Source organism: Acinetobacter sp. YH12023 (assembly GCF_013420135.1).
Lineage (GTDB): Bacteria > Pseudomonadota > Gammaproteobacteria > Pseudomonadales > Moraxellaceae > Acinetobacter > Acinetobacter amyesii.
The window spans coordinates 50,073-65,421 of the sequence record NZ_VOYU01000010.1 but is presented as its reverse complement, the minus strand read 5'-3'; the positions used below and the strand labels follow the sequence as shown (position 1 = coordinate 65,421).

Below are 15,349 nucleotides of genomic sequence, written 5' to 3'. Positions count from 1 at the left end.
AGCCCATTTTTGTTGTGGGTAATGACAAAAACATTCATGAAGAATTGGTTACAGGAACGTATATGACAGCGGTGTCGGGTGCATATGCACAGCGCTTAATAATGACATTATTCCTTGTTTCATTTGGGATATATCTGTTCCTTGCAACAGTCACATATACGCCATTTGATCCGGGATGGATGCATTTATCCAGTGATACTCAGCAAGTTTCAAATGCCAGCGGCGTCGCAGGCGCATGGATAGCTGACTTACTCTATGGATTTTTAGGTTGGGCAAGTCTGCTGATACCTGTCTATTTATTTCTCGAAGCAATTCAAGTATGGTGGCCGCGTAGTTTTCTAAACCGTCCATTTCGCTATGCCGCTCAGTTCTTTATTTTGTTGGCAACTTCAAGTTTACTTTTCCTGTTTTGGAATGTTCCCGAAGATACTTTAGAAAATGCATCGGGCGGGATTATTGGTTATGAACTGGGTCAAAGTCTTGAACAAATTTTAACGGTCTATGGTGCAGCAGTATTTCTCATTGCATTTTGGATCATGTTGTTCACTTTGGTCTTTGGTATCAAGTGGAATAAGACGTGGGCAACCATGAAGTCCACACCGGCTTATCTGCAAGATTTGTTCTATCGCAATGTGCCTGAAGGCGACACCGCATTTGACCGTACAGTACCAACGACTAAAAAAGAGAGTGCTGCTGCGCATGCATCAAAAGTGGTTGCACCAGTTACACCCGCCCATGAGCATCATGCTGTAGAGGTTGACCCTGTAGTACGCGATCGTGTTGCTGAGCGTTTATTTGATGATATTGCTGATAAAGAATGGGCAGACAAAGAAGGCAATGTACAGCATTTATCTACGGTAGATTCGATGGAGACTGCTACACCATCCGATGAAGATTTTGAACATACTTTGGCGAAAGTGCGTCAGCTTGAGCAAGATCAACAACGTGTTGTTGCGACGGGAGAGGTTTGGCGTGCCTTGCATTCAAATGATGACCAACGGCACAAACAAGATATTGATGCTTTACTGAAAGCTGCAGAAGAAGAGCAGCCTGCCAATCAAACTGAATATTTCAACAAAGCAGCGGATGTGCATTCGACTTCTCCGACAGAAGCGTTGCAACCTGCTAAAAAATCAGTGGATTGGGATGATGATGAGATCTTCGATGAGCTGTTAGCCGCTGTTCCAAATGGTAAAACAGCGACTGATGTGCATAGCCCATTTAATACAGCACAAAGTGAAAGTCCTGCAACGCATTCAAATGATTTTGCAACAGCTACTGCTGCAACTGTTGTAGGATTAGGTGTGGCAGCTGCACAAACGACAACGCTCACCACACCGAAAAATATCAGTGCTGAAGCTGAATTTAATGATCTCGATGATTTGCTGGTTGAAGAAGCAGAGCAAGCAATTGAACAGTCACAACCGGTTCGTACAACCAGTAGTTATGCGCAATCTACGCCTTTGGTTCGTGCTGAAATCAATACACAGCCGCAGACTTTTGTATCTGATGATGAAAAAGCCTTAATCAGCTCGAATAAAGATGCATTCCGTGAAGTGTGGCAAGAAACGGCGGGTAAACCTGAAGACATTGGTTTAGATCTCGAAGATGATTTTGACTTTGATGCGCCTTTAACCGATGCCTCTGGTCGTCCAATGTCTCGTGCGATGCAAGTGGCACAAAAACGTTTGGATTTACCGACTTTGCCGGGATTGGAAATATTAGATCCTGTAGATCCGAATAAGAAAGTTAATTTCACTGCAGAGCAATTGTCTCGTTTGTCTGAACTGTTAGAAATTAAGCTGCAAGAGTTTAATGTCAAAGCTAAAGTTGTAGAGGCACAGCCGGGCCCTGTCGTGACACGTTTTGAACTAGACTTGGCACCCGGTGTAAAAGCGTCAAAAGTGACCAATATTTCACGTGACTTGGCGCGTTCAATGTCTATGGCCTCTGTACGTGTGGTGGAAGTGATTCCAGGTAAACCCTATATCGGGATTGAAGTTCCGAATAGTTCACGTGAAATGGTTCGACTTATTGAGCTGTTAGAAACGCCGGCATACCGTGATCCAAATGCCTTACTTAGTATGGCGATGGGTAAAGACATTTCCGGCAATCCTGTCTTGGCAGATTTGGCGAAAGCACCGCATATGTTGGTGGCAGGTACTACGGGTTCTGGTAAGTCAGTCGCAGTAAATGCCATGTTGTTGTCGATGTTATTGAAGTATACACCTGAGCAACTGCGTCTCATCATGATTGACCCGAAACAGTTGGAACTTGCCAACTATAACGATATTCCACATTTGTTAACGCCTGTTGTAACCGACATGAAAGATGCGGTGAGTGCATTGAACTGGTGTGTGAATGAAATGGAGCGCCGTTATAAGCTGATGTCTTTGATGAAAGTGCGTAAGCTGACTGACTTTAACCGCAAAATTGAAGAAGCAATGGCCAATGGTGAAGATCTCATTGATCCAACTTGGAAGCCAGATGACTCTGCAACGCAAAGTCGTGCGCCACGTTTACAGCCGATGCCGTTGATCGTAATTGTTGCCGACGAATTTGCTGACATGATCATGCAAGTGGGTAAAAAAGCAGAAGAAATGATTACCCGTCTTGCACAAAAATCACGTGCAGCAGGGATTCATTTGCTGTTGGCGACGCAGCGTCCAACCGTAGATGTGGTCACAGGTTTGATCAAAGCCAATATTCCAACGCGTGCTGCGCTACGTGTTAACAGTAAACTGGATTCACGTACTATCTTAGATGCTGGTGGTGCGGAAGACTTACTGGGTCATGGTGATATGTTGTTCCTCGGACCGGGTAAAATTGAGCCTGAACGAGTACATGGCGCGTTTATTTCAGACGATGAAGTGAACCGTATTTGTGATGCATGGCGTGAGCGCGGTGAACCGAATTATGTCGATGAAATCCTAACGCCTTATGATGAAGAGCCGACATCTCGCGGTTTTGAAGATGGTGATGGTGGATCAGACCGTGATGCGCTGTATGATCAATGTGTTAGTTTCGTTTTGGAAACTCGTAAAGCTTCTACTTCTTCGCTGCAACGTAAATTTAGCCTCGGTTATAACCGTGCTGCACGTATCATCGACCAAATGGAAGAAAATGGTATCGTAAGTAGTATGGGGCCAAATGGTAAACGAGATATCTTGGTCTAAGTTCTAAAACAAAAAACCTGCTTCGGCAGGTTTTTTTATTTTTAGATTGAGAACTCATCTTGGTAGAACATGGACTGGGCCAGTTCGATAAAGGCTTTGCAGGCAGGGCTCATGAGTTTTTGATTTTTTACGGCGAGTCCAATCTGCCGTTGGGTATTTGGAAAGAGTGGACGTTTAACCACATGTGGATGTAGCGCCAACAGCTCAGCAGGCATAGCCATATCCGCAACGATAGCAATCCCTTCCTGTAAATTCACCATGTTTAAAATGGTTAACAGTTGCGACATTTGATAGGTAATTTTAGGTTGTATGTAGTGTTGTTTAAGCAATTTTTCGACATGGGACTGGCTGCCTGCACGGGTCATAATAAAGGGGTAGTTTTGTAGGTCTTGGATATTTAAATGACTGTGTTTGGAAACTGAATAACTATCTGGAATCAAGGCAATGAAAATGTCTTGAATTAAGGGGAAGGTGAACAGCTGCGGCTTGGGGAGTACGGCAAAACCAACATCAATCTGACGTTCAGAAATCCAACGAGACACTTCTGCATCGGTACCTTCTTCGACATAGATTTCAATGTGTGGATAGCGCTCTCTATATGCCTTTAATAGCTCTGGAAGCAGATGAATCGAACTAGAAGAACCAAAAGAGCCAATTCTCAGCGTTCCTTGTTGAATACCATGTGCGGCATGCACTTCTTGTTGCATGATTTGTGCCGTATTGATGATTTCTTTGGCATGCAGCAATAACTGCTGACCAATGTGGGTCAGGCTAATTTCGCCTTGTTCACGGCTAAATAAGCTGACATTCCAATGTTGCTCTAAACTTTTTAAGGCATGCGAGACAGCTGACTGAGTAATTCCCAGCTGCCGAGCAGCGAGAGTAAAGCTTTGTTGTTCTGCGACTTTAATAAAAATTTCAAGCTGAGAAAATGTCATTGCCATGAGTAATTACTCATTTTGTTATGAGTCTAGATGAGGATTATATTGTGCTACATAAATGGTTAAAGATGAAATAGCTTGTTTATTTCAAGGCGTACAGCATGAATATCGTCGTCGCATTGTTTCCCCTCGTTACATTAATCGTAATGGGCTATGTGCTTAAATACACACAGTTTGTTCAGGATGAATTTTGGGCAAATTCAGAAAAACTCAATTACTACGTTTTATTTCCTGTGCTGCTTTTTTTGAATGTATCAGCCGTGCAATTGGATATGAACACGGTTTCACGAATGTTGACAGTACTGGTTGCGGGCACCTGTTTGATCAGCATTGTGTTGTGGGGGATCAAGCAGTTTATGCATATCCCCGTGCAGCGTTTTGGCGTGTATATCCAAAGTCATATCCGTTTTAATACCTATATTGGTTTATCCCTTATGGGCGCTTTATTTGGCTCCACAGGCATGCAGATGTTTGCCATGTTAATTGCCGTTGCAGTGCCCTTAGTCAATATTATTTCAGTATTGGCCTTCTCAAATTTAAGTGTGAAGCAATTGAGGCAGACCTGTCAGTCAATCGCAAAAAATCCCTTAATTTTAGGCTGTGTTGTAGGGGTGTTGTTTAATTTATCAGGCTTGAGTCTATTTAAAGGCTTACCTGAATTATTAAAAATATTGGCAGCCATGAGTTTACCGCTCGGACTACTTTCTGTTGGGGCAGCATTACAGTTTCAGCAAATGCGTGCCGATCTACGTCGTTTAAGTTTCAATACGATAGGGCGTCTCATGTTAATGCCATGTATTGCTTATCTATTGAGTACTTGGATGGGTCTGACTGATTTTGAGCGAATGATTTTAGTGGTCTTTTTTGCTTTGCCAACTGCATCATCGTCTTATATTTTGACACGCTATTATCAAGGTGATTCACAACTGATGGCGGCCATTATTAGTGTACAAACCATTGGTTTTGGCTTGATGTTTCCATTGCTCATGTTGATCGTGCATTAATCATGCTGAAATACTATCACGCTGATTTTAAATAAGATAAAAAAAGCCCACATCATGCGGGCTTTTTTTTTCGGTACTCGAAATTAAGCAAATTTTGCCAATACTTCGAGGAAACCTGCGCTTTGACGTGGGTATTGAGCAATCACGTCATGAATACGCTGACCTTCAGGATTAGTTGCGTTCACATCACGGCCATCGGCAACGAATTGAGTCAAAAGACGCTCATAGTCATTTGGACGCATATGTTTGAAAGCATGGTAAAGCACGTGAAAGTCGCCATTCACTCCTTCAGGAGGAAGCTGAGTAAGGTAGGCAAAAACACGCTCATCTGACCATTCTTCGTTGAACGTTGCTGGCTGAGATAATGCCATCGCAATCTCCTTGCTGGTTTAAAATACAAAAAGGCAAAAATGAGTACGCAAGTAAAATGGTTTTATTCGCCATCTCTAAGTTAAGCGACTCATTTTATGGTTGGATCTAAAGTTATTTTTTTATCCCGTTTACTCGAAGCAAAGCTTTTGATCTAACACAGGAATAAAACTAATCCAGCCCACTCGAAGCAAAGCTTCTCATCTTGCGGCTGGGTAAAGCAGCGCTTTACTGATCCAGCCTCACATTTTGCCTTGATTCAATTTACTTGGCTAATCAGAATTCAGATTAACGTTCTTCAGGCAAATTGATATTCATTTCAAGCATTTCAATATTCGCTTCAGAACGAACAGACATTTGAATATGTTGCTCATCTACACCACGAACATAGCGGTTTACCACTTGCATGATTTCTTTTTTCATCATGTCAATCTTATCTTGGCTGAGGCGTTTACCTAAACCATTTTCAGATGCCACGATGACTTTTAAACGGTCTTTTGCCGTTTGTGCGCTTGACGGTTTCTCGTCGCTGCTAAAAAGTTTGCTCCAGAATCCTGCCATGATTACGCTCCAAATAGACGTGCTAACCAACCCTTAGGTTTTACCGTAATATGACGGTAAGGGCGCTCTTCACCAAGGAAACGTGCAACAAGATCATCATACGCTTGGCCAGCCGCTTCTTCTGTAAAGAGAATCACTGGTTTACCTTCGTTTGATGCTTGTAGAACGCTTTTACATTCAGGAATAACACCTAAAGTCGGTACGCGTAATATATCTTTTGAAATGTCATCAATCGTCAACATCTCTTGCTTATCCGCACGTTCTGGATTGAAACGTGTAATACAGAGATGCTTACGGATACGACCTTCGTTTTGTTCTACTTTTTTGGTTTTGCTGTCGAGCATACCAATAATACGGTCAGAGTCACGTACCGAAGAAATTTCTGGGTTCGTCACAATGATCGCTTCATCAGCATGATACATTGCTAAAATTGCACCACGTTCGATACCCGCAGGTGAGTCACAAATAATGTAATCAAACTCTTGAGAAAGTTCGTCCATTACACGAGCTACACCTTCATCTGTTAACGCGTCTTTATCACGTGTTTGAGATGCTGGCAGAATGTAGAGATTTTCAATATCTTTATCGCGAATAAGCGCTTGTTGTAATCGAGCTTCGTTATTCAAAACGTTTACAAAGTCATATACAACGCGGCGTTCACAGCCCATGATCAAGTCAAGGTTACGTAAACCCACATCAAAGTCGATCACAACAGTTTTGTGGCCGCGAAGGGCTAAACCTGTTGCAAAAGATGCGCTTGTAGTTGTTTTACCTACGCCACCTTTACCTGATGTTACGACAACAATTTTCGCCACCGAATCCACTCCTGTTATGGTTTAAATCCCCTTTTTTAATTAGGGGTTTGGTGATTATTTATACATTAAAATTGCAAAGCTTCAAATACTAGCTCTTGCTGGTCATTCAAATAAATATGTACTGGCTGTTTGACCACATGAGGTGGAATATCATCAGCGACACAGTAAGTCCCTGCTATTGAAACCAATTCAGCTTCTAATGAATGGCAGAAAATACGTGCAGCCGTGTTCCCACCAGCTCCGGCAATGACTCTACCACGAGCACTACCATAAATATGTATATTTCCTGAAGCAATTACTTCTGAACCACTATTAATCCCAGCATTAATAATGATATCGCCATGGTCTTGGACTAAACATTGACCTGTACGTAAGATTTCATTGTGATACGACGTAGCATGACGAATGGTCGGTACTTCGACTGCAGCAATTTTATCTTCGGTTTTTTCTTCTGCAGGCGCGGGTTCTTCAACCACTTGTTCGCGTGTCGGTTTAACTTGTTGTAGTTTGCGATCTGCAGGAACTACGGGAAATTGGATAGCACGTGCTTGGTCCGATAGCGGACCTTCAGTGACACCAATCGGTTGAATTTCAATACTAATAAGTAGTTGAATCAGTGCAATTAGTTCTTGATCAACCGTACTTTCAATCACGGCTAATGTTCCGGGTGGAAAAGCCTTTTGGAACATTGGAGTAAGTTGCTGGCGGATCGCATCATGATCATTGGTATCGAGGTGAATGCGAATCGCATTGACCATTTTGCCTTTTATCCGTATATCAGCCATATTGAATCCTTGAGACTTCTAACTATTACTTTTGTGCCGAAGTAGTTATGTTGTAAATAGAGCAAATCCTAGAACAATTTGTATGAATACTCTAGCGGAGTTCGCAATTATTTTTGACTAAGTGTTTATTCTGTAGCTTGGTCCTGCTCCTGCATAATCTGCTGCCACTGTTTTACTTTCACTTGCTTACGAATAGCTTCTAGACTTTCAAAAACCGCAGAGCGAACCAACTCATCCAGCTGGGCATTATTTTCGATTTCAATACGGCTAACACGCTGTGAAATGTCTAAATATAGATTGGGTTTCTGAGCCGTCGATGTATTGGGATAAGCCAACGGGGAAATTAAACCTTGGGTAATATTTTCACCCAAACGTTGCCCGATACTTTGAATCTGCTGTTCAATGCGGCTGCCAACGATTGGCACTAAGCGCAATAGCTGCGTGAGTTCTGGAGTGTCTTCGATGGCCTGACTGACGATTTGTCCGACATTTTTGGCGATCAATTCACGTTCAGTACGTAGCTCTTTGCTTAAATTTTCTTGCAGAATCTCAGCTAAAACTTGGGTGAACATCTCACGGTGATGCTGCACAAGATTACTAATTAGGTCTTTATGGGTTGTACTGGTATTGAGCTCATGCTTAACACCATCTAACACGGTAAGTACCACACGATCTGACAGTTCTTCCATCACGACTCGATAGTAGAACAATGCCTTTTTCTGCCATGCAGAAGGCACGATTTGATAGCCCATTTCATACAGTCGATAAGCAATAATGCCCGCACGAAATAAACGCAGGAAACGTAAATGCGGCACAATAGCTAAAATTTCGTACCAATGTATAAACGGGAAGAAGAACCAGCGCTGATGGTGCTTGTTGATGATGGCAATCGCCCAGCGCACCAACAATTCTACAATCAAAAAGATAATGAACCACGCTTCGGTAGTAATCACCCATGGATGTAAATGTTCACGGTAAAAACTCAGCACATCGGGCAGGTGGATACTGTTAAAGAACCAACTGCCAAGATTGCTCATGAGGAAAAAGTTCATGCACAGGCAGAACAAGTTAAAAACAATAATAAACACCATGAATATGTCATAAATCAAAAACAGTTTGAATGACCAACTGTCTGGATTGACATGATGATATTTAGATTTCTTGTTTTGCGGCATGCTGTTCTGCGACATAAAACTTCTTCTTAATTATTCAGTAACTGAGTATTTAGCTTTCATACGAGTAATGAGTTGGTCTTTCTCTGTCCACAGCTCATCTACCCAATGCTGAAATTTTTCACGGAATTCTGCATCATCTTCATAGTTGCCACCATGCACCCACGTTGGAATTTCAATTTTACGTAAATCCACGGCGATACGTGGAACTTCACCGAGCCAAAATTCGCCATAACCTGGTGCACCATTTGGATAGACGATGGTCATATCTACGAGAGCATCAACTTGATCCCCTAAAATATTGAGTGCTAGTGCTAAACCACCCGCTTTTGGCTTAAGAAGGTTTTGATACGGCGACTGCTGCTGCGCATGCTTTTCAGCGGTAAAGCGAGTGCCTTCCAAATAGTTCAGCAGGGTAAAAGGCTGGCTCAATAACTGTTCACAAGATTTACGCGCTTCTTCCATATCTCGATATTTAAGTTCAGGATTTTTCGCGATTTGTTCTTTGCTGTGTCGTTTCATCATTGGAAAGCCTAAAATTTTAAAAGCTTGTCCAACAAATGGAATGAAAATGAGTTCCCATTTGGTGAAGAAACGCGTCAGTGGCATACGGGTTAAACCAAAATATTGGTTAACTGTTGTATCGACCCAACTCTGATGGTTACAGGTCATGAGATAGCGACCATGCAAATTTAAGTCGAGGCCTTCATCGATGGTGATATCCCATTTTGTGTTGGGTAAAACGTGATCAATTAACCAGTTATTGACCGTGAGCCAACTGTTGGTAATTTTTATGTTGGTTTCATCAACCTTTTTTGATTTTTTAAAGAGTTTGGTTAGACCAAGGGCTAGTACAGGAGGACCATGGAAAAAAGTACTGCCTGTCATAACTGAACCGACGGTAAGTCCTTTGCTAATTTTTTTTAGTGTCGGTTGCTTATTTGTTTGAGATGACATATAAAAAGTCCTAGCGGAAATTGTCCAAATAATGATTGATTCTAATAAATATAGTTCGAGTTGATTAAATAAAAAAGGGCATCTGCAGAACTGTGAAGAAATTGTGATGGAATTAACAAATAAATCTCGTATTCATATTACAAATTGTAACTAAACGTTTTATTATTAACAAAAAATCAATGGTTCAGCCATTTGTTTTACTTCATCATTTCAACCATACAACAAAACACAAAGAAGGAGGCATGCAATGCGTGCACTAGTAATTTCGGCAGTAGTTGGGGCAATGGCACTTACTGGTTGTCAAAACATGGAATATGACAAAGCAGCAATCGGTACTGGTCTAGGTGCTCTTTTAGGCGCTGGTATTGCTTATTCTAATGCTGATAAAGACAAAATGGGTCAAGCAGCAGCAATTGGTGCTGTAGTTGGCGCGGGTGCTGGTCTTCTTCTTGATAAGAAAGAACAACGTCTTAAACAAGAATTGGCTGGTACTGGTGTTGATGTAGGTCGTAATCCAGATGGTTCGATCAACCTTGTTATGCCATCAGTAACTTTCGCAACTAACTCTTCAACTATTCAATCTCAGTTCCAATCTGCGTTGAATGACGTTGCTAAAGTATTGCGTGAAGACGGTACTGCAAACAAACTTGCAATCGTTGTACACGGTCACACAGATAACACAGGTTCTGATGCGATCAACAACCCACTTTCTCAAAACCGTGCAAACTCAGTGAAAAACTACCTAGCGTCTCAAGGTATTTCTTCAACTCGTATTACTGCACGTGGTTACGGTTCAACTTCTCCAGTAGCGGATAACTCAACTGCTGCAGGTCGTGAACAAAACCGTCGCGTAGAAATCTCAGTTTACGAAACTAAATAAGTTTTAGTTCGAAACGAAAGGCCACCCTCGGGTGGCTTTTTTTATGGCATTTTTAATGACCGATAAAATACATTTTGCATTAGGCAAGATCGTTTCAGATGACTATAATCATCCTCGAATTAATAAGAGGAAAGACTATGTCACTGGCAAGTCAGTTGAACGACAAGCAACTTGAAGCAATGAAATACACTCAAGGACCCTTGTTAGTACTTGCAGGGGCAGGTTCAGGCAAAACATCGGTGATTACCCGTAAAATTGCCTATTTGGTGAAGCATTGTGGTATTCCTGCGCACCGTATCACCGCGATGACCTTTACCAACAAAGCTGCGCGTGAAATGAAAGAGCGTGTGACGAAGCTGATGAGCCGTGAAGAGGCAAAAGGGCTGTCGGTTTCTACATTCCATAACTTCGGGCTAAACATGCTCCGTTTGGAATTAAAAAATACACCACTAAAAAATAACTTTTCTATTTTAGATGCAGATGACTGCAAACGCATTTTGATGGATTTAATGCATCGTGACAATTTGTCGGGTGCAGAAAGTAAAGAGCTGATTGCCAAAGCCATGAAAATGATTTCAGATTGGAAAAACGATCTGATTCCACCTGAGCAAGCGCACACCACCTGTGAAACAGCAGAAGACGTTCAGTTTGCGCATCTGTATCAACTGTATGAGCGTAATTTACGTGCCTACAATGCTGTGGATTTTGATGATTTGATTGTCATGCCGACGCGCTTATTACAAGAAAATGCAGAAGTGCGTGATCGTTGGCAAAATCGAATCCGCTATTTATTGGTCGACGAATATCAAGATACCAACACGGCGCAATATATTTTGGTGAAATTACTCGTGGGTGTCATGGGACAATTCACTGCGGTAGGTGATGATGACCAATCGATTTATGCATGGCGTGGTGCTAAGCCTGAGAATATGGCTTTATTGAAGGAAGATTTCCGTAATCTGAAAGTGATTAAGCTTGAGCAAAACTATCGCTCGACCAGTCGTATTTTAAAAGCTGCCAATACAGTTATTGGCAATAACCCACATATTTTCGATAAAAAGCTTTGGTCAGATAAAGGCCATGGTGAAGTGATCCGCGTGATTACTTGTCGTAATGACGATGATGAATCAGAACGCGTTGTAAAAGACTTGATTACGCACAAGCTGATGAACGGTAAAAATTGGAAAGACTACGCCATTTTATACCGTGGTAATTTCCAAGCGCGTGCTCTAGAGACACAGCTACGCCAAATGCAGATCCCGTATAAATTATCGGGTGGTCAGTCTTTCTTCGCTCGTGCTGAAATTAAGGACTTGATGAGCTACTTACGTTTGATCATCAACCCTGAAGATGACAGTGCATTTTTACGAATTATCAATACGCCAAAACGTGCGATTGGTCCTGTGACTTTGGAAAAGCTTGGCTTATTTGCGCAGGAAAGTAATTTATCCTTACTCAGTGCAGCAGGGGATCAGCGCTTGAGCATGGCGATTCCGAAAAAAGCTACAACCCAATTGGCTGAATTTGCAGACTTTATTTCGACCTTTACCCGTGAATTATTAGAAGATGATGAGCCTGTTCCCATTATTCGTCGCATGATGATTGAAGCAGGTTATATCGACTATGTTAAAGAATCTGCAGCTACTCCTGCGCAGGAAAAAACCAAACTGGATAATATTGAAGTGCTATATAGCAGTATTCAAAGTTTGATAAACCGCGCTGAAGATGTAGATGAAAAGAACATTGAAAGTGTGATTCGTAAAATGGTGCTGCTCGATATGTTAGAACAGCAACAAGAAGAAGAAGACACCGATAAAGTCAATTTGTTAACACTTCATGCGTCGAAAGGTCTGGAATTTCCATTCGTTTATTTGATTGGTCTGGAAGAAGAAATTCTACCGCATAAAAATTCCATTGCTGCCGACACGGTCGAGGAAGAACGACGTTTGATGTACGTGGGGATTACTCGTGCACGTCAAGGCTTAACCATGACTCTAGCAGAGCAACGTAAAGCCGGTGGTCAAATGCGACAAATGACACCAAGCCGTTTCTTGGACGAACTGCCACAAGATGAATTGGAGTGGTTAGGGCGCAAGAAAAAGCTGGCAGGGGATATCGATCCTAAACAGCAAGCACAGCATTATTTAGAAAATTTACGCGCGCTGATTAAGCGTTAAAGCTTAATGCGTAGAATATTTTATTTATTTTTTGAAATTCGTTTTATTGAAACAGGAATGGACCATGAAAGTTCAAGTTAAAGTTCTCGACACACGTTTAGGTACGGAATGGCCAATGCCAACTTATGCAACAGCAGGTTCGGCAGGTCTTGATCTCCGTGCATGTGTAGAAGAAACCACCGTAATTGAACCGGGTCAAACTGTTCTGGTAAAAACAGGCTTATCGATTTATATCGAAGACACTAACTTTGCAGGTTTAATTTTGCCGCGTTCAGGCTTAGGTCATAAACACGGAATCGTGTTGGGTAACTTGGTCGGTTTGATTGACTCAGACTATCAAGGTGAATTGATGGTATCTGTTTGGAACCGTAGCCAAACGGCATTTAGCCTAGAGCCGGGTGAGCGTTTAGCACAATATGTTTTAGTGCCAGTTGTACAAGCTCAGTTTGATATTGTAGATGAGTTTGAAGCCACTGAACGTGGTGCAGGCGGTTTTGGTCATACAGGTAAAAACTAATCAGCGCGAGACTTTTGATCCAGTGTGTTGACAAGTAAATGCCTACAATCAAGTAGCGAATAAAAAACCATCCTCGTGATGGTTTTTATTTATATCATTTTATTTAAATTTTAATTTATTCAAATTCAAATCTATATTTAGAGTATTTTGGATCTTATCAGGATTTTTAATTCTGATGAGTTTACTTGGTTTATATTTTAGGGGTGAGGGTAAAGAATAATTAGAATTTTGTGTATTGGTTTAAATTTGATCGATTTACTATATTTATACACATTTGAATAAATAATCAAAAATATTTGAAAAGTAAAATATTTAAGACTGAATGATAATTTGATATTTTTATTAATTTAAGATATTGATTTTACTTTAAAAATAAATTATTGGATAAATGTGAGTGTAATTTTTAGATCAGTATTTAAATATTATTAATTGATTGTTAACTAAATTTGTTATAAAAAAAGCTACACTTTTTTTCAGGATTTTATCCTTTAATTAAAAGCTTAAATTCTCAATAGAATTTTAGATTTTTTAATTAATAAAGATGTAATTAGAAGAACATAGTATGGGTTCACTGTTTAGTCACTTTCCGCAACATATTTTTCGTGCATATGACATTCGCGGGAAAATATCGCTCTTAAATGCTGATTTAGTTCAGTCAATTGCTTGTGGCTTAGTCAAACAATATTTAGATGTAGGGCAAAAGAGACTTGCCATTGGCTATGATGCGCGTTTAACCAGTCCAACCTATGCAAAAATAATTCAAAAAGTCTGCCATGATGCTGGCCTTGAAGCGGAAATTATTGGCTGCTGCTCAAGCCCGATGTTGTATTTTATTGCGGGAAAATTTCAAGGCAATGGCATTATGGTGACGGCGAGCCATAATCCAAAATCAGATAATGGTATCAAGTGGATTATCAAAGGTGAGCCACCTTGTCCAGAGATGATTCAACACGTTGCAGTCGAAGCACAAAATTGTTTTTCATCGGAACGTGTGCATTTGATGACTAAACTTGAGCCACACGAAATCAAGCCTGAATATTGTTTGGCTTATCAGAAATTTATTTTAGATGACATTCATTTACAGCAACCGCTTAAAGTGGTGATCGATGGCATGCATGGTTCAGCTGGGCATTGTGCAGCCTTATTATTAAATAAATTAGGCTGTGAAGTTTTGGCATTACGTTGCCAAGCTGATGGACATTTCCCTGATCATGCTCCAGATCCATCACAGCTCAAACATTTAACCCATCTCCGCCAAGCCATACAGCTACAAAAAGCCGATATTGGCATTGCTTTAGATGGTGATGGTGATCGTTTAGTGCTGATTGATGAATCTGGCAAAGTGGTTTCTGCAGATCGATTATTGTGTTTATTTGCTGAAATTTGTTTGACTCAAAAACCACATGCAGAAGTGGTATTTGATGTGAAATGTTCAACAATGATTCGAGATACCGTGTGCGATTTAGATGCGCAGCCTGTCATGATTCGAACGGGCAGTAGTTTCTTGCGAAAATATATTTCCCAATCTAAAGGCAAAGCGGTTTTTGGCGGAGAGTACGCAGGGCATTATGTTTTTAATGACGGCCGCGGCGGCGGTTATGACGATGGTCTATATGCTGCACTAAGAGTTATAGAATATATTCAGGCTCAAGGACTGACATTGTCAGAAGCTTTGGCGAAATATCCGGAGCGCTTTAGTACCGAAGATTTATATGTCAGTACGCATCAGCATGATCCAGCGGAAGTTTTAAAGCAGGTTGAAGCCAATTCTACGCGAATTCCGGCACAAATCAGTAAAATTGATGGAATACGCCTTGATTTTGATGATGGATTTGGCATCATTCGAGCATCGAATACAGGTGAGTATTTCACTTTACGCTTTGATGCCAACTCATCAGCACGCTTAAAAGAAATACGAGATCTGTTTGTTTCCATGTTAGTTGAGCACTATCCAGACATTGCTCATGACATTCCAGATGCTCAATAAGGAGAGGC

Annotated in this window: 13 protein-coding genes; 6 read left to right on the top strand and 7 right to left on the bottom strand. The window is 41.2% G+C overall.

Annotated elements, in window-relative coordinates:
* Nucleotides 1-62: 62 nt before the first annotated feature.
* Nucleotides 63-3,176, top strand: a complete 3,114-nt coding sequence (locus FTT92_RS11790; RefSeq protein WP_180172203.1) for a DNA translocase FtsK 4TM domain-containing protein — start codon at nt 63-65, stop codon at nt 3,174-3,176.
* 41 nt (nt 3,177-3,217) lie between these two features.
* Here FTT92_RS11790 and FTT92_RS11785 read toward each other — a convergent pair whose 3' ends face one another.
* Complete coding sequence (locus FTT92_RS11785) at nt 3,218-4,114, bottom strand: LysR family transcriptional regulator (protein WP_180172242.1); 897 nt, start codon at nt 4,112-4,114, stop codon at nt 3,218-3,220.
* Between the two features lie 104 nt (nt 4,115-4,218).
* Between FTT92_RS11785 and FTT92_RS11780 the strand changes: the two genes are divergently transcribed.
* Nucleotides 4,219-5,121, top strand: coding sequence for an AEC family transporter (locus FTT92_RS11780; protein ID WP_180172202.1), 903 nt, complete (start codon nt 4,219-4,221; stop codon nt 5,119-5,121).
* An 83-nt stretch (nt 5,122-5,204) separates the two neighbouring features.
* Here FTT92_RS11780 and FTT92_RS11775 read toward each other — a convergent pair whose 3' ends face one another.
* From FTT92_RS11775 to FTT92_RS11750, 6 genes are all read right to left on the bottom strand, one after another.
* The gene (locus tag FTT92_RS11775) at nt 5,205-5,492 is read right to left on the bottom strand and encodes a PA4642 family protein (protein WP_067766167.1); all 288 of its coding nucleotides are present in this window, start codon (nt 5,490-5,492) and stop codon (nt 5,205-5,207) included.
* Nucleotides 5,493-5,778: 286 nt separating this feature from the next.
* Nucleotides 5,779-6,051, bottom strand: a complete 273-nt coding sequence (minE, locus tag FTT92_RS11770) for a cell division topological specificity factor MinE (protein WP_078190039.1) — start codon at nt 6,049-6,051, stop codon at nt 5,779-5,781.
* A gap of 2 nt (nt 6,052-6,053) precedes the next feature.
* Nucleotides 6,054-6,866: a septum site-determining protein MinD gene (gene minD / locus FTT92_RS11765; protein ID WP_067670152.1), complete on the bottom strand. Its 813-nt coding sequence runs from the start codon at nt 6,864-6,866 to the stop codon at nt 6,054-6,056.
* 65 nt (nt 6,867-6,931) lie between these two features.
* Entirely contained in the window at nt 6,932-7,651 is a 720-nt protein-coding gene (minC, locus tag FTT92_RS11760) for a septum site-determining protein MinC (RefSeq protein WP_078193110.1), read from the bottom strand.
* A gap of 125 nt (nt 7,652-7,776) precedes the next feature.
* Nucleotides 7,777-8,841: a preprotein translocase subunit SecA gene (locus FTT92_RS11755; protein WP_373684117.1), complete on the bottom strand. Its 1,065-nt coding sequence runs from the start codon at nt 8,839-8,841 to the stop codon at nt 7,777-7,779.
* A 15-nt stretch (nt 8,842-8,856) separates the two neighbouring features.
* Entirely contained in the window at nt 8,857-9,780 is a 924-nt protein-coding gene (locus FTT92_RS11750) for an acyltransferase (protein ID WP_180036149.1), read from the bottom strand.
* A gap of 247 nt (nt 9,781-10,027) precedes the next feature.
* Between FTT92_RS11750 and FTT92_RS11745 the strand changes: the two genes are divergently transcribed.
* The 4 genes from FTT92_RS11745 (at nt 10,028) to FTT92_RS11730 (ending at nt 15,341) form a co-directional block, all read left to right on the top strand.
* Nucleotides 10,028-10,660, top strand: a complete 633-nt coding sequence (locus tag FTT92_RS11745; RefSeq protein WP_078190036.1) for an OmpA family protein — start codon at nt 10,028-10,030, stop codon at nt 10,658-10,660.
* Between the two features lie 137 nt (nt 10,661-10,797).
* Nucleotides 10,798-12,837 carry a UvrD-helicase domain-containing protein gene (locus FTT92_RS11740; protein WP_078193107.1) on the top strand — a complete coding sequence of 680 codons (2,040 nt, stop codon included), beginning with the start codon at nt 10,798-10,800 and terminating at the stop codon, nt 12,835-12,837.
* 64 nt (nt 12,838-12,901) lie between these two features.
* A complete protein-coding gene (gene dut / locus FTT92_RS11735) occupies nt 12,902-13,354 on the top strand; it encodes a dUTP diphosphatase (RefSeq protein ID WP_111885270.1) in 453 nt (150 codons plus the stop codon).
* Between the two features lie 562 nt (nt 13,355-13,916).
* Nucleotides 13,917-15,341, top strand: coding sequence for a phosphomannomutase/phosphoglucomutase (locus tag FTT92_RS11730; protein WP_180172201.1), 1,425 nt, complete (start codon nt 13,917-13,919; stop codon nt 15,339-15,341).
* Nucleotides 15,342-15,349: the final 8 nt, after the last annotated feature.

Coding starts and splice junctions, on each gene's coding strand:
- FTT92_RS11755 (WP_373684117.1), bottom strand. CDS start 8,841: ATGTCGCAGAACAGCATGCCGCAAAACAAGAAATCTAAATATCATCAT.
- FTT92_RS11790 (WP_180172203.1), top strand. CDS start 63: ATGACAGCGGTGTCGGGTGCATATGCACAGCGCTTAATAATGACATTA.
- minE (WP_078190039.1), bottom strand. CDS start 6,051: ATGGCAGGATTCTGGAGCAAACTTTTTAGCAGCGACGAGAAACCGTCA.
- dut (WP_111885270.1), top strand. CDS start 12,902: ATGAAAGTTCAAGTTAAAGTTCTCGACACACGTTTAGGTACGGAATGG.
- FTT92_RS11750 (WP_180036149.1), bottom strand. CDS start 9,780: ATGTCATCTCAAACAAATAAGCAACCGACACTAAAAAAAATTAGCAAA.
- FTT92_RS11740 (WP_078193107.1), top strand. CDS start 10,798: ATGTCACTGGCAAGTCAGTTGAACGACAAGCAACTTGAAGCAATGAAA.
- FTT92_RS11780 (WP_180172202.1), top strand. CDS start 4,219: ATGAATATCGTCGTCGCATTGTTTCCCCTCGTTACATTAATCGTAATG.
- minC (WP_078193110.1), bottom strand. CDS start 7,651: ATGGCTGATATACGGATAAAAGGCAAAATGGTCAATGCGATTCGCATT.
- FTT92_RS11785 (WP_180172242.1), bottom strand. CDS start 4,114: ATGACATTTTCTCAGCTTGAAATTTTTATTAAAGTCGCAGAACAACAA.
- FTT92_RS11745 (WP_078190036.1), top strand. CDS start 10,028: ATGCGTGCACTAGTAATTTCGGCAGTAGTTGGGGCAATGGCACTTACT.
- FTT92_RS11730 (WP_180172201.1), top strand. CDS start 13,917: ATGGGTTCACTGTTTAGTCACTTTCCGCAACATATTTTTCGTGCATAT.
- FTT92_RS11775 (WP_067766167.1), bottom strand. CDS start 5,492: ATGGCATTATCTCAGCCAGCAACGTTCAACGAAGAATGGTCAGATGAG.